Raw genomic sequence first — 13,861 nt, forward strand, 5'->3', positions numbered from 1 at the left:
GCCCCGGCGCCGGCGGACCAGTTGCGGCGGCCGGCGCCACGCGCTGATTCGCGCGCCGGGCCGCAGATGGCCGAGAGCTACGCCGCGCCGCCCGCGGTGGCGGCGCCGGCCGAGCAGGTGGCCGCTCAGGAGTCGCTGACCCAGGTGCTGTTCCGGTTCCCCAACGCCGTCAGCGTCGCCAACGGCCGTACCCTGTCGGTGCCGATCATCAACGGCGAGGTGCCGGTGAAGCGCCAGGCCCTCTACCAGCCCGAGACCCATCCGCGCCATCCGCTGGCCTCGGTGCGCCTGCAGAACGACGGCAACACCGGCCTGCCGCCCGGCGTCATCACCCTCTACGAGCGCGACGGCGCCGGCATGGTGGCCTATGTCGGCGACGCGCGGCTGTCGGCCCTGCCGCCGGGCGAAAACCGGCTGCTCAGCTATGCGCTCGATCAGAAGATCACGATCGAGACCGAAACCGACCGCAAGGGCAGTCTGCTCAAAGGCAGCATCCTGCAGGGCGTGCTGCGCACCGAGGTGCTGCAACGCCAGACCGTGACCTACAGGGTCAAGTCCCCGGCGCGCGAGAGCCGTCAGCTGCTGGTCGAGACGCCGCGTCTGTCGGGCTGGAAGCTGATGAAGGTCGAGGGCAAGGATGTCGGCCAGATCGAGGGCAAGTACCGCGTGCCGTTCGAGCTGAAGGGCGGCGAGACGCAGACCTTCGAGGTCGTGCAGGAGCACACGGCGCTCGAGTCGGTGCAGCTTCTCAAGATCGATCCCGAGCGCATTGCGTTCTATGCCCGGGCCCAGGAGTTCGACGAGAAGACCCGCGCCGCGCTTGCCCGCATCATCGAGCTTCAGGCCGCCGTCGCGAAAGCCCAGCAGGACCTGCGCCAGCGCGAGGGTCGGCGCGACGCGATCGTGCAGGAGCAGCAGCGCATCCGTGAGAACCTCAGGAGTGTGCCGGGCAATTCCGATCTGAGCCGCCGGTACCTCGCCACGCTCGACAAGCAGGAGACCGAACTGGAAACGATCGCCAAGGAGCGCGCCGAGGCGGAGAAAGCCGTCGACGCTGCCCGCACGGCACTCGAGGCCTACATCAAGACGCTAGGATAGGGCTCTCCGCGGGTGCTTGGCTCGAGCCCCCGGAGGGGCCGGGCCATCTTATATGGCCCCGGCGGTATGATCACACGCTGGGGGCGCGCCACTCCGTGGCGCGTCATGCGTGCGGCGCGCGGCAAGGTACCGAAGTCGTGCACGGGAGCGTTTCATCGTTCGATGGAATCGCCGCTGCCGTCGTCCTGACAGCCTGTGATTTTTTGAGCCCACGCCTGTCATCCCGAGCGTAGCGAGGGATCTTTTCGGCCGCGAACGGCGCGGAAAACTGCTGAAAGATTCCTCGCTACGCTCGGAATGACAGCGCGAGGCAATAAGATCACAGCCTCTGAGCGCAGCGAAGGACCTTGCGGTGCTGATATCGGCATAGGCGACGCTGATGATCACCAGCGCCGCAATTTCTTTGGACCGTCCGCCGCAAGGTCCTTCGCTGCGCTCAGGACGACAGTGGCCTGCAACCCCAAACACGCGTCGACCAAAGCGTGAAATGCTCTTGAGCATGACGCGCCACAGAGTGGCGCGCCCCCAGCGTGTATTCTGTCGCTCGGTGGGATCGCCTACTGCATGAACCAGCCGTGGCTCACCACCATGGATTGGCCGGTCAGCGCATTGCTGCGGGCGCCGGCGAAGAACAGCACGGCGTCGGCGACGTCGTCGGTGGTGGTGAACTGCCCGTCCACCGTTTCCTTCAGCATCACGTTCTTGATGACGTCGGCCTCGCTGATGCCAAGCTCCTTGGCCTGCTCGGGGATCTGCTTGTCGACCAGCGGCGTACGCACGAAACCGGGGCAGACCACGTTGGCCCGCACGTTGAACTCGGCGCCTTCCTTAGCCACCACCTTGCACAGCCCGATCAGGCCGTGCTTGGCCGTCACGTAGGGCGCTTTCAACTTCGAGGCTTCCTTGGAATGGACCGATCCCATGTAGACGATGCTGCCCGATTTGGCGGCATACATGGGCTTCAGGCAGGCTTTGGTGGTGAGGAAGGCGCCATCGAGGTGGATCGCCAGCATCTTCTTCCAGTCGGCGAAGGCGAAATCCACCACCGGCTTCACGATCTGGATGCCGGCGTTGCTGACCAGCACGTCGATGCGGCCGTATTTCGCCATTACGTCGGCGACGCCTTTGTTCACCGCGTCCTCGTCGACCACGTTCATGGCGATGGCCAGGGCGTCGCTGCCTTTGCCCTTGATCTCGCTCGCCGTCGCGGTGGCGGCCTCGAGGTTGAGGTCGGCGATCACGGGGATGCCGCCCTCGGCGGCGAAGCGCAGGGCGATCTCCTTGCCGATGCCGCTGGCGGCTCCGGTGATGATGGCGACCTTTCCGTCGAAGCGGGACATGCGGGATTCCTTTCAGTCTGCGGGGTGGAGAGGGGTCCTGGGAGCGCGGGCGTCAGGTCGCGGCGAGGTAGTCGAACACCACCGTACCCAGGCCTAATGTCAGGTCGGTGACGAAGTGGCTGGCCGAGACGACCTCGCGCACGGGCAGGCGCGCCACGTCGCACAGGGCATGATCGAACAGCTGCAGCGCCGCCGGGCCGGTCCAGGCACCCTTGACGGTCACGTCCTCGGTGTAATAGCGCACCAGCTCGCAGATGCGCGGCGTGCAGTCCACGTGCGGCACGATCTTGATCATGAAATTGGGCTTGGCCAGGCTCTTCAGCACCGGCGCCGGATCCAGCGCGCGGTGCTTGTAGCCCATGGTGGCGCTGGCGCAGAGAACGGACCCGTAGTGCAGGGTGCACACCAGCGCCTCGCTCTCATGCGTGACCTTCGGCGTGGCAAGCTTCTTGGGGAAGCCCCAGATCTCGCGGCCGCCGGCGATCGGCGCGTCATCGTCCAGGTACATGGCGTGCACATAGCCGCCATCCTGCACCACGCCGTCGGCGCCCTTGAAGCGGACCGGGATCACCTGGCCGCTCTCGGTGTAGTCGCCGAAGCCCGTGGAGTCGGGCATGCGGATGAACTCGTAGTTGACGCTATCGCCCACGACCTCCAACGGCTCCGGTACCGCCGCGCGCAAGAGGTCCGGGTCGGTCCGATAGCTGATGACGATGAATTCCCGATTGTAGAAGCGATACGGTCCCCGCGGGTACGCCGGGTTGTTGAGCGGCATGGTGAACGCCTTGCGCCTGACATCGGCAAGCTTCATCGGCAAACGACTCCTGTCAGCGACCTGACCGGCATGTGGGAGCCATTCCTGACGGGAAGTTGTCATGCCCCCGGGCGCGGCCTTCTGCCGCGCTGATGCTCAGGCCTGCCCTCATCGGACCGCAACCGCTGGCGGTACGGCTGATGGAGAAGACGTTGTCGCACTGGTCGTCAGTCAGCAAGCCTGCACCGAACGCGCGACGTCCTTGATCGGCCGCGCAGCCATCGGATCAGAGTCGGTCGCTAGCCAGGAACGCACGGACCTCGTTCAGGAAGCGTGGCCAAGCCGGTTCGTTTTCCAGCAGGATATGGTTGCGGCTATCGAGTGCGACGAAGCGCGCATCAGCGATGCCGGCAGCAAGGCTCCGGCCCTCGTCGAACGGAACGATGGCGTCGTTGCGGGCATGCAGAACCAGCGTGGGACAACGCACAGCCGCCAGCTGGCTGCGGATGTCGACCCGGCCAAAGACGCGGTGGATGCGCGCGATATTGTCGGCCGAGATGGCCAGGCGCAGCAGGTCGTTCAGGCGCTGCTTTTGCGCCGGCGTCGCGTCCGGCACCAGAAGCGTCGTGAACATCTGGCGCACGGCCGGATTGTCCCGGTCCCAATCGTGTTCCAACAGGACTCCCATCGCGCGACGGCGTTCGGCGTCATCGGCCGCCCGCAGCATCCAACCGCGGGTAAAGCCGCCCAGCAGAACGAGGCGGCTGACGCGTTCTGGATACAGGGCAGCGTAGGTAACCGCCGCGGCGCAGCCCTGCGAGACCGCCAGCATGGCAAACCGTCGCTCGCCGGCCGCGTCGATGACGGCTTCCAGATCGGTCACGAGGGTATCGAAGGAGAAATCGCCGGCATTCCAGTCCGACATACCGTTGCCGCGTTGGTCGTAGCGCACCAGGCGATTGTCCCGCGCCAGGGCGCGCACCCAATGTCTCCACACGGGGCTCAGCTCGTCGTTCTGCAGATGCATGATCCAGTTGGCGACCCACACCAGGGGCGGGCCGCTGCCTGTTCTGCCATAGGCAATCGCCACGCCATCGGACGCGACGCAGAATCGGGTCGCCTGCGCCTGCGGCGACGGCGGCGCCAGGGCGATGTCCTCGGCAACAGGAGGTTTAGCAGCCACCGGTGCCGTGGCCGCGCCCCAGGCCTCGACCAGTGGTCCGACGGGTCCACCGACCACATGCAACGACCGATTGGCCGTCTCGTATTGCTGCTGCGCTTCTTGGCGACGGCCCATCGCCAGCAACAGCGTGATCAGCCGGCTCCAGGCATCCTCGCTCTGAGGATCGATTTTCACCAGCTCGCGCGCGTTCGACAGGGCCTCGTCGGAAGCCGTTACCAGGCGATCCGCCAGCATGGCGCGCAGCTTCACGTGTAGCCGTCGCGCATCTTCGCGTTCGGCTACACGCCATGACTGAAAGGCGGGATTTTCCGGCAGATCGAGACCGTCCAGGAATGGCCCACGGAAAAACGCCGCCGCTTGTTGCAGCTGGCCGATCGACGCCGATTCCAGGCCGGCAATCTGGAGGCGACGCACCAATGTCAGATCGACCGCGGCGCTCTGCGAATCGAAGGCAACACTGTCGTGTTCGGTGACGGCCAAGGGCCGTTCGCTCCCGGCCGTCAAGCCACGGATCTGGCTCAAGCTCCAGCGCAGCGAGGCGCGGGGATCGTCGGCGTCATCCCATAGCAGTGCGCATAGCTGCTCGCGGCGGTGCGCCCGCCCTGTGGCAGCAAGAAAAGCCACAAGGGCCCGGGTCTTGCGCGACCGCGGAAGTTCAATCGGCGCCCCGTCGCGCAGGATTTGCATGTCGCCGAGGAGCGAGATCGTTAGCATGACCCATACGTGCCATCCAGCGGGCCGCCGACCCAGCGCGACGCTACCGTCGTGGTGTAGGCCGCCATGATCGCGCCGATATCACCCTTGGCGATCGGATGGGTGCGGGCGTTCGCCTTGTCGGCGGTCGGACCGGCGAAAGCCGGGCTGGCCACGAGAAGGGCGGCGACGGCGCACGCTGAGGCAAAGGCTGCTTTTTTCACGGAACGTCTCGCGGGTTTTGATCGTGACGCCGGGAGACGCCGACCCCCGGCGATTATTCCACCATCATACGCGAAGGCAATCACGACAACGTCACGGTGACTTTGATCAAGCACCCGGAATAGCCCGAGGCGTGCGGCGTTGACCGCTTCATTGGCATCCGAAGGGAAATGCGAACGCATGATCGACATTGAACAACCCGCGATGGCCCTCAACGGTCATGGCGCACCTGGCAGAGTGCGGATGTGGAACACGTGGGATGTGAAGGAGGGCGCGCCGTCGGAGCACATTGTAGGATGGGTTGCACAGGTCGCGCGCACCGCACCTGGTGGAAAATTGAAAAACATTGTGATCAATTGCCATGGCGAACCCGGGGTCCTTCTGATCGGCCAGGGATTCGGTGGAGGCACTGGAGCATTGTTCTCCAAGTGGCGCGGCCTTGTCGACAATATTTGGATCACAGCATGCGAGGCAGCAAAGATCGACGAAAGGACCTCTTCCGTAGGCGGCATCAGCGTTACGTGGTATCGTGACGGCAATATTTTTTGCTCAGAGATGGCGAAACAGGCCGGCTGTTTCGTCATCGTCTCGACAGAGCTTCAAGCAGGGCCGAAGGGTGACCGTCTTCCCTATGGCAAGATCGACTCCTACGAAGGGCTGACGCTGAAATACGATCCAACGGGCAAGATCTGTTGGCAACGCCGATATCCCTCCACGTATTACAAGCCACCGCGATTGGGCGGTCTGATACCCGGTGGGTGGGCGGGGAATGACAAGGATGGACTGTGACGATGCAGGCTGACGTGAAAGGAAACTGGCGACGGTGGTTCGATCACACGCTGGCGGCGCGCCACTCTATGGCGCTTCCTGTGTCGATCCGGACGAAGACGTGTGACGGAGTCGCGCGCCACCGGCGTCTGTCCGCACGACAGTGCACGATCCTGTGGTTGGCGTAGTCGGTGGGAACTGAAAGGAAACGGTACGTCTTCGCTGGGAGCACGCCATTCCAGTGGCGCATTTCCGGCGAAGCTAGCTTTCGCCTGTGCGCGCAGCGCCAAATCATGAGCTGGCCCTTCGGGCCAGTGCGCCACTGGAGTGGCGCGCTCCCAGCGAAGACATATGCCGTTTCGTTCCTTGTGACCGGCGTAGCCGGTGGGGAACTCACCGCGCTCGTGATGGAGCTGGGGCGATAGCGCGTGTGGTGATTGGCGGACGGCTGCCGAATTCGAGAGCTGCGGCACCTACCGCCGATGCCGCGCCTTGAACTGCAAGATCAAGCGTGCGATCTCACTCGCACGCTCCTCGACGGCGAAATGTCCAGCGTCCAGGAGATGGAGCTCTGCATCCGGCAGGTCTCTCAGGTAGGCCCTGGCGCCAGCGGCGATGAAGGCGGGATCCCGTTCGCCCCACACGATCAAGGCCGGGAAGCGATGCATGCGCATGGTCGCCTGCCACGTAGGATACAGGTCGATGTTGGTCTGGTAATCCTGAAACAGCTGGACCTGAACCTTGCGTGCCTTGTCCGAATCGAGAAAGGCGAGGTCGTGCGTCCAGGCGTCGGGGCTCATGATGTCGCGTTTGTCCGTGGGAACGTCGCGCAGGTACTGTCTGTTGATGATCGCATCCTTGCTGACAAACTCATGAAGGGCTGCGATCCGCGCCGGGCTGCGATCGTCATGCGCGCTGCGAAAGAACGCCTGTCGGTTCTGCGTCAACCCATCCAGATAGGCGTTGGCGTTCTGAGCAATGATGGCGTCAACGCGCCGCGGCTGCCGGGTCAGAAGCCGGAAGCCCACGGGCGCGCCGAAATCCTGCATGTATAGCGTGTAACGGCCGATCATCAGGTTGGCGAGAAGACCTTCGACGTAATCCGTCAGCTTATCGAACGAATACATGAATTGATCGGGGTCAGGCCGGTCGCTGTAGCCGGAACCAAGGTAGTCTGGTGCGACGATGTGGTAGCGTGCTGAAAGCAGAGGGATCAGTTCTCGATAGGTGTGGGAAGACGAAGGATAGCCGTGTAACAGCACGATCGTCGGCTGTTTCGGATCACCTGCTTCGCGATAGAAGACCTTGTGCCCGGCGACAGTCGAGAATCGATAGAAGGTCTTGGGTGGCAGATTGTTGTCTTCGGCATGACCGGACGATGCCAACGCCAGCCCAATGATGATTGACAGACAGAGTACGACTCTTCGGGCGCAACGCGCGTCGATCGTTGTTCTCATCGTTCATCTCCCGCGCGCAGAGGCCGAACCGGTTCGGTCAGGTACGCAGCATCAGGGGATGGACACGGCTGCGCGCTGTCCTCGTTCATCACTTGGTCGTGTGCAATAGGCCTGCCCACCGAGCGGCAGTTGCTGACTCACGGCGCAAGAACCAGCACCGAGAACGGTCTCGAGCTCAAGCGGAACTTACCAATGTGTGTCGGGGCCACCATGGCCGGCATTGCGGCTTCGGTTTTCGAGGAACCATGCGCAAGTGCGGAAAGTGTCCCTCGAATCCTGGTATCGCTTCCGCAAGACCAAACGTCAGCGGCCTTGGCGGATTGTCGAAACGCATTTCGGCTGGCGCATGCGTGTCGTCCTGCGCCGGAAGAGTCCCCGGCGGCCGCTCCCGCGATCAATCACTCCAACGCTCTGCAGTGCGCGAACCGACGCTCTGGGAGCGCGAGCACCCGTTCGCGCCGCCCGGACTACCTCACCCGCCGCTCGCGGTTGTCCCAGAAGGGAAGGCGCAGTTCGCGCTTCAGGATCTTGCCGGCGCCGGACAGCGGCAGCGGTTTGTAGCTGATGTCGGCGCTGCGCGGGCACTTGTAGCCGGCGATGAGCGGCTTGCAGAACGCGATCAGCTCGGCCTCGGTGACGGTGGCGCCGCTCTTGGTCACTACCACGGCGTGGACCTGCTCGCCCCAGCGGTCACTCGGAATGCCGATCACCGCGCATTGCGCCACCGCCGGGTGCTGGGCGATCGCGTTCTCGACCTCGACCGAATAGACGTTCTCGCCGCCGGTGATGATCATGTCCTTGACCCGGTCGACCACATAGATGAAGCCGTCATCATCCATGTAGCCGCCGTCGCCGGTGTGCATCCAGCCGTCGATGACGGCGCGCGCGGTTTCTTCCGGTCGCTCCCAGTAGCCCATCATCACGTTGTCGCCGCGCACCACGATCTCGCCGACGGTGCCGCGCGGGACGGGCTTGTCGTCGGCGTCGACGATGCGCACCTCGCAGCCCAGCGTGGCGCGGCCGGCGCCGCGATGCCGCCCCTTGGCGCGGCCCTCGCCGATATGCTCGTTCCAATGCAACAGCGTCGCGATCGGCGCCAGCTCGGTCATGCCGTAGGCCTGGATGAAGTGCACATGCGGCAGCGCCTGCATGGCGCGATCCAGCATCGCCTCGCTGATCGGCGAGGCGCCGTAGGCGATGGTCTTCAGCGAGGACAGGTCATAGTTGGGAAGCGCCGGATGATCGATCAGCATCTGGATCATGGTCGGCACCAGCAGGACGTCGGTGACCCGGTCGCGCTGCATGGCCGCCATCACGCCCTCGGGCGTGAAGCCCTGGATGATGACGTTGCTGCCGCCGCTGAGCAGCAGCGAGTACATCGCCGCACCATTGGCGAGGTGGAACATCGGCGCGGCGTGCAGATAGGTCGCGGTGCCGGGAAACAGCCCTTCGCCCAAGGCGTTCAGCGCATTGGCCATCAGGTTGGTATGGCTGAGCATCACGCCCTTGGACCGGCCGGTGGTGCCGCCGGTATAGAAGATGCCGGCAAGGTCGGCGCCATCGCGCATCGCGTCGGGGACCGCTGCGCTGCGGGCGATCAGCGCCTCGTAGTCATCCATGCCGGCGGGCGCCTCGCTGTCATCGGCATGGACCAGCCGCAGGGTAGGGATCGCCTGTGCCAGCGTCGCGCCGACCGCGGCAAACGCCTTGTCGACGAACAGCACCGTGGCGCGGCAATCGCGCAGGGCATCCTCGTTCTCGACCGCGCTCCAGCGGATGTTGAGGGGCACGATCACGCCGCCGGCCCAGCCGGCGGCGAGGTACAGCTCGAGATAGCGGTCGGAGTTCATCGACAGGATCGCGACGCGATCGCCGCCTGAGATGCCCAGCGCCTGCAATGCGCCGGCCAGCCGCGCCACGCGCTCGCCGATCTCGCCCCAGGTGCGCCGCCGCTCGCCGCAGACGACGGCCAGGCCGTGGGGATTGATCTGCAATGCGCGCCTGAGGCCGTGCGTGATGTTCATCGTTGTTTTCCTCCTGTTGTCGTCGGCGCGCGCCTGGCGCGCCGCTTCCTGGCCGCGGTGCCGACGATGCCTTCGGTCAACCGAATCGAGAATTCATCCGCGATGGCCTGGGGCGACAGGGCGCCGCCGCGCTCGTACCAGTGGCCGATCCAGTTCAGTGCGCCGGCAATGGCGAAGGCCGTCATTTTCGGATCGCAAGGTGTGATCGAGCTGTCGGCGATGCCGTCGGCGATATAGCGGCGAAACGTGCGGTCGATGGACCGCTTGGCCGCCAGGACGATCGCGCGGTGCTCGGCATTGAGGTCGCGGACGTCGAAGCGCACCAGGCTGGCACCGAAATCCGTGGCCATCTGCGCGGCATAGGCACGGATCAGATGGCGCAGCTTGTCGAGCCCGCTGCCGCCCCCGGCGTTGATCGCGGCGATGACCTCATCGACGCGCTCCTGGCCCAGCGCCCAGCATTCGAACAGGATCTCGTCCTTGCCCCGGAAATAGTTGTAGAGCGCGGGTTTTGTGATGTTCAGCCGCTCGGCCACCTCGTTCAGCGTGGCCCGGTGGTAACCGAGTTCCAAAAACAGCTGGACCGCCGTGCGCAGTACCGCCTCGCGCTTCTCGTCGCGGGCCCGGCGGCGGCTTTCGAACGGCAGCCAAGGCGAGGTTTCAGTAGAGCGGGCATCCATCTCGGTGATCTTTGCTTGGCGTTTGGGGGCGGGGCTATCACATCTGGCCCGCGGGTGTTGGCTCAAGCCGGAGCAACCCACGCTGGGCGCGCGCCCAGCGTTTGATCGTACCGCCTTGGATCAAGTGCAATTGCCCTTGAAACCAATCTCCACCTCCGCAGCAACCCAACGTGGCGATGCATTGACTCCCGATGTCGGCCAATATATTACCGACTGGTAAGATAAAGTCCAGTGGGTCATTTTTGGGAGGTGTCGGATGTCAGCGCATGTCCACGTCGCCGGGGTCGGCATGATCCCGTTCGCCAAGCCCGGTGCCAGCGCGCCGTACCACGAGATGGGAGCGGAGGCGGCGCGGCGCGCGCTGGCCGACGCCGGCCTCGACTACACGGCGATCCAGCAGGCCTATGTCGGCTATGTCTACGGCGACTCCACCTGCGGCCAGCGCGCGCTCTATCCGGTGGGGATGACCGGCATCCCGATCATCAACGTCAACAACAACTGTTCCACCGGCTCGACCGCGCTCTACATGGCGCGTCAGGCGATCGCCTCGGGCGCGGCGGACTGCGTGCTGGCACTCGGCTTCGAACAGATGAAGCCCGGCGCTTTGGGATCGGTCTATACCGACCGTCCGAGCGCCTTCGACGACTTCGATGCCGCCGCCGACAAGCTGGTGGATGCCGCCGGGATCCCGCTGGCGCTGCGCTATTTCGGCGGCGCCGGCCTCAGCCACATGCAGAAGCACGGCACGCCGCTGACCGCCTTCGCCAAGGTGCGCGCCAAGGCCAGCCGACACGCCAAGAACAATCCGCTGGCGCTGTTCCGCAAGGAGGTGACGGCCGACGACGTCATGAACGACCAGGTGATCTGGCCGGGCGTGATGACCCGCCTGATGGCCTGCCCGCCGACCTGCGGCGGCGCGGCCGCGATCCTGGTGTCGGAGACATTTGCCGCCAAGCATGGCCTGCGTCGCGACGTCCGCATCGCAGCCCAGGCGATGACCACCGACACGCCGTCGACCTTCGGCACCGGCGATATGATGCAGCTGGTCGGCTACGACATGACCCGCGCCGCGGCCAGCAAGGTCTACGAGGCCGCCGGCGTCGGGCCCGACGACATCGATGTGGTCGAGCTGCACGACTGTTTCGCCCAGAACGAGCTGATCACCTACGAGGCGCTCGGGCTCTGTCCCGAGGGCGGCGCGGCGCAATTCATCGACGCGGGCGACAACACCTACGGCGGCCGCATTGTCACCAATCCGTCCGGCGGGTTGCTGTCGAAGGGCCATCCGCTGGGCGCCACCGGCCTGGCGCAATGCTACGAACTCACACGGCAGCTGCGCGGGGCTGCGGAGGGGACCCAGGTCGAAGGTGTGCGGCTGGCGCTTCAGCACAATCTCGGCCTGGGCGGCGCCTGCGTCGTCACGCTCTACGAGCACGCCTGAGGTCCGCCGTGGTCGATCAATCCGTCGTCGGACGCCGCTTCACCCCGGTCACGGCCCATGTTGAGCCGGGACGCCTGCGTTACTTCTTCAACACGTTGGGCGAGACCAATCCGGTCTATCGCGACCCCGCGGCGGCCCGGGCCGGCGGCTATGCCGGCGTACCGGTGCCGCCGACCTACCTGTTCTGCCTGGAGATGATGGACGCGGACACGCCGTTCGAGTTTCTGACCGCGCTCGACATCGATATCGCCCGCGTGTTGCACGGCGAGCAGAGCTTTACCTACCACGCGCCCGTTGTGGTCGGCGACACGTTGACCTTCCGGCCGCAGGTGAAGAGCGTCACGGACAAAAAGGGCGGCGCCATGACCTTGATCGAGGTCGAGACCGCGGTCGTCAACCAGCACGGCGTGCATGTCGCCGACACCACCCGCACGATCGTGGTGCGCAACGGAGGCGCCGCATGAGCGTACTCGCCAATGCCGCGGTGGGCGACCGTGTCGTGCACAAGAGCTTCCCGCCGATCAGCCGACACCGGCTGGCGCTCTATTGCGGCGCGTCGGGTGATCACAACCCGATCCATGTCGACAGCGATTTCGCCCGCAAGGCTGGATTTCCGGATGTGTTCAGCCACGGCATGCTGGTCATGGGCTATCTCGGCCAGGCACTGACGGACGCGGTGCCGCCGTCGCAGATCCGCGCCTTCTCGACCCGCTTCGCCGCCATCACCCAGCTCGGCGCCCAGCTGACCTGCGAGGGCCATGTCGCCGAACTGAGCGAGCATGACGGCGAGCGCCGCGCCCGCCTGACGCTCACCGCGCGCGACGAGACCGGCCAGGTCAAGCTCGCCGGCGAGGCGGTGGTGGCGATCTAGAGCACCTGGGAGCGCGGGCGTCCCGCCCGCTCATGTCAGGCGAAAGCGTGCCCTCGCCGTGATGCGGGCGAGACGCCCGCGCTCCCAGGAACAATCGAAACTTGGAACGAGGGGAACATCATGACCAAGCTTACTGGAAAAGTCGCGCTCGTCACCGGTTCGGGACGCGGCATCGGCCGCGCCATCGCACTCAAGCTCGCCAGCGAGGGCGCCAAGGTCGTGGTCAACGACCTTGACGCTGCGCCGGGCGATGCGGTGGCGGCGGAGATCGTGGCCGCCGGCGGCCAGGCGGTCGCCGTCAACGGCAGCGTGTCGGAGGCTGGCTTTCCCGATCGTTTCGTCGGCGCGGCGATGGAGCGGTTCGGCGGCCTCGATATCGTGGTCAACAATGCCGGCTACACCTGGGACGCCACCATCCAGAAGATGACCGACGAGCAGTTCCAGGCGATGCTGGACGTGCATCTGGTGGCGCCGTTCCGCATCCTGCGCGCCGCGGCCGAGCCGATCCGGATCATGGCGAAGAAGGAGGCGGAAGAGGGTCGCGAGGTCTTCCGCAAGGTGGTCAACATCTCGTCCATCGCCGGGCTGTACGGCAATGCCGGTCAGGCGAGCTATTCGGCGGCGAAGGCCTCTCTGATCGGCCTCACCCGCACCCTGTGCAAGGAGTGGGGCCGCTACAAGGTCAACGTCAACTGCGTCGCGTTCGGCCTGATCAACACCCGCCTGACCCAGCCGATCGAAAAGCAGCAGAAGACCATCGACGTTGCCGGCCGCGACATCAAGGTGGGCGTACAGCCGCAGATGCTCGAGGCCATGGGACGGATGATTCCGCTCGGCCGCGGCGGCACGCCCGAGGAAGCGGCGGATTCGGTCTACCTGTTCTGCAGCCCGGAATCCAATTACATCAGCGGCCAGGTCGTCGTCTGCGGCGGCGGCCTCATCCTCTGAGTCCTGGGAGCGCGGGCCCTCCGGCCCGCTCATGCCGGGCCGAAAGCAAAGTGCGCGCCTTGATGCGGGTGAGACGCCCGCGCCCCCAATTGAGCGGTGAGGGGAAGCAGCGTCGCGTTTCCTTCCATCCAGGGTGCGACACGTCGGTCTGGTTTTATACCTTGGGTAGAAAGACATAACTACAATTCTATTGACTGTGGCGGTCCCGTCGGATATATGGGGCGAGCGTGGGCGCTTCTGCCTGGCGGCACCTTGCATCCGGGAACATGCCGCCGCGGGGCGGAGGCGGCGTGATCGGCGGCCGGACTTTCTGGCCTTAACTGGCCGCAGCTGGCCATCATCTGCCGCCCTGCGTGCCGTCCGATAGTCCCTTGGAATGAAA

At 65.2% G+C, this 13,861-nt stretch carries 12 protein-coding genes and 1 pseudogene; 6 read left to right on the forward strand and 7 right to left on the reverse strand.

Going from position 1 to position 13,861, the window contains the following annotated elements; translation table 11 throughout:
• Positions 1 to 1,098: pseudogene (locus FQU96_RS42365) on the forward strand (DUF4139 domain-containing protein); the annotation flags it as partial.
• A gap of 557 nt (positions 1,099 to 1,655) precedes the next feature.
• Here the strand turns inward: FQU96_RS42365 and FQU96_RS35625 are convergent.
• From FQU96_RS35625 to FQU96_RS35640, 4 genes are all read right to left on the reverse strand, one after another.
• Positions 1,656 to 2,438, reverse strand: a complete 783-nt coding sequence (locus FQU96_RS35625; protein ID WP_146546174.1) for a 3-hydroxybutyrate dehydrogenase — start codon at positions 2,436 to 2,438, stop codon at positions 1,656 to 1,658.
• A gap of 52 nt (positions 2,439 to 2,490) precedes the next feature.
• Positions 2,491 to 3,249 (reverse strand): acetoacetate decarboxylase, encoded by a 759-nt coding sequence (locus FQU96_RS35630; RefSeq protein WP_146546175.1) that lies wholly within the window; start codon positions 3,247 to 3,249, stop codon positions 2,491 to 2,493.
• 229 nt (positions 3,250 to 3,478) lie between these two features.
• Positions 3,479 to 4,855, reverse strand: coding sequence for an alpha/beta fold hydrolase (locus tag FQU96_RS35635; protein ID WP_178130966.1), 1,377 nt, complete (start codon positions 4,853 to 4,855; stop codon positions 3,479 to 3,481).
• Positions 4,856 to 5,082: 227 nt separating this feature from the next.
• Positions 5,083 to 5,292, reverse strand: a complete 210-nt coding sequence (locus FQU96_RS35640; RefSeq protein WP_146546177.1) for a hypothetical protein — start codon at positions 5,290 to 5,292, stop codon at positions 5,083 to 5,085.
• 178 nt (positions 5,293 to 5,470) lie between these two features.
• On the opposite strand from FQU96_RS35640, the gene FQU96_RS35645 reads away from it, so the two are divergent.
• Complete coding sequence (locus FQU96_RS35645; RefSeq protein ID WP_146546178.1) at positions 5,471 to 6,079, forward strand: hypothetical protein; 609 nt, start codon at positions 5,471 to 5,473, stop codon at positions 6,077 to 6,079.
• A gap of 452 nt (positions 6,080 to 6,531) precedes the next feature.
• On the opposite strand, the gene FQU96_RS35650 is transcribed toward FQU96_RS35645, so the two are convergent.
• From FQU96_RS35650 to FQU96_RS35660, 3 genes are all read right to left on the reverse strand, one after another.
• Positions 6,532 to 7,515 (reverse strand): alpha/beta fold hydrolase, encoded by a 984-nt coding sequence (locus FQU96_RS35650; RefSeq protein ID WP_146546179.1) that lies wholly within the window; start codon positions 7,513 to 7,515, stop codon positions 6,532 to 6,534.
• A 467-nt stretch (positions 7,516 to 7,982) separates the two neighbouring features.
• Entirely contained in the window at positions 7,983 to 9,539 is a 1,557-nt protein-coding gene (locus tag FQU96_RS35655) for a long-chain fatty acid--CoA ligase (protein ID WP_146546180.1), read from the reverse strand.
• On the reverse strand, positions 9,536 to 10,219 hold the full coding sequence (locus FQU96_RS35660) for a TetR/AcrR family transcriptional regulator (protein ID WP_146546266.1): 684 nt from the start codon (positions 10,217 to 10,219) through the stop codon (positions 9,536 to 9,538). Before FQU96_RS35660 ends, FQU96_RS35655 begins: the two co-directional genes overlap by 4 nt.
• A gap of 256 nt (positions 10,220 to 10,475) precedes the next feature.
• Between FQU96_RS35660 and FQU96_RS35665 the strand changes: the two genes are divergently transcribed.
• The 4 genes from FQU96_RS35665 (at position 10,476) to FQU96_RS35680 (ending at position 13,479) form a co-directional block, all read left to right on the forward strand.
• Positions 10,476 to 11,660 carry a lipid-transfer protein gene (locus FQU96_RS35665; RefSeq protein ID WP_146546181.1) on the forward strand — a complete coding sequence of 395 codons (1,185 nt, stop codon included), beginning with the start codon at positions 10,476 to 10,478 and terminating at the stop codon, positions 11,658 to 11,660.
• A gap of 8 nt (positions 11,661 to 11,668) precedes the next feature.
• Complete coding sequence (locus FQU96_RS35670; protein ID WP_146546182.1) at positions 11,669 to 12,124, forward strand: MaoC family dehydratase N-terminal domain-containing protein; 456 nt, start codon at positions 11,669 to 11,671, stop codon at positions 12,122 to 12,124.
• The gene (locus FQU96_RS35675) at positions 12,121 to 12,531 is read left to right on the forward strand and encodes a MaoC family dehydratase (RefSeq protein WP_146546183.1); all 411 of its coding nucleotides are present in this window, start codon (positions 12,121 to 12,123) and stop codon (positions 12,529 to 12,531) included. Before FQU96_RS35670 ends, FQU96_RS35675 begins: the two co-directional genes overlap by 4 nt.
• Positions 12,532 to 12,651: 120 nt before the next feature.
• Positions 12,652 to 13,479 carry an SDR family NAD(P)-dependent oxidoreductase gene (locus FQU96_RS35680; protein ID WP_146546184.1) on the forward strand — a complete coding sequence of 276 codons (828 nt, stop codon included), beginning with the start codon at positions 12,652 to 12,654 and terminating at the stop codon, positions 13,477 to 13,479.
• Positions 13,480 to 13,861: the final 382 nt, after the last annotated feature.

The organism is Reyranella sp. CPCC 100927 (assembly GCF_007859315.1).
GTDB lineage: Bacteria > Pseudomonadota > Alphaproteobacteria > Reyranellales > Reyranellaceae > Vineibacter.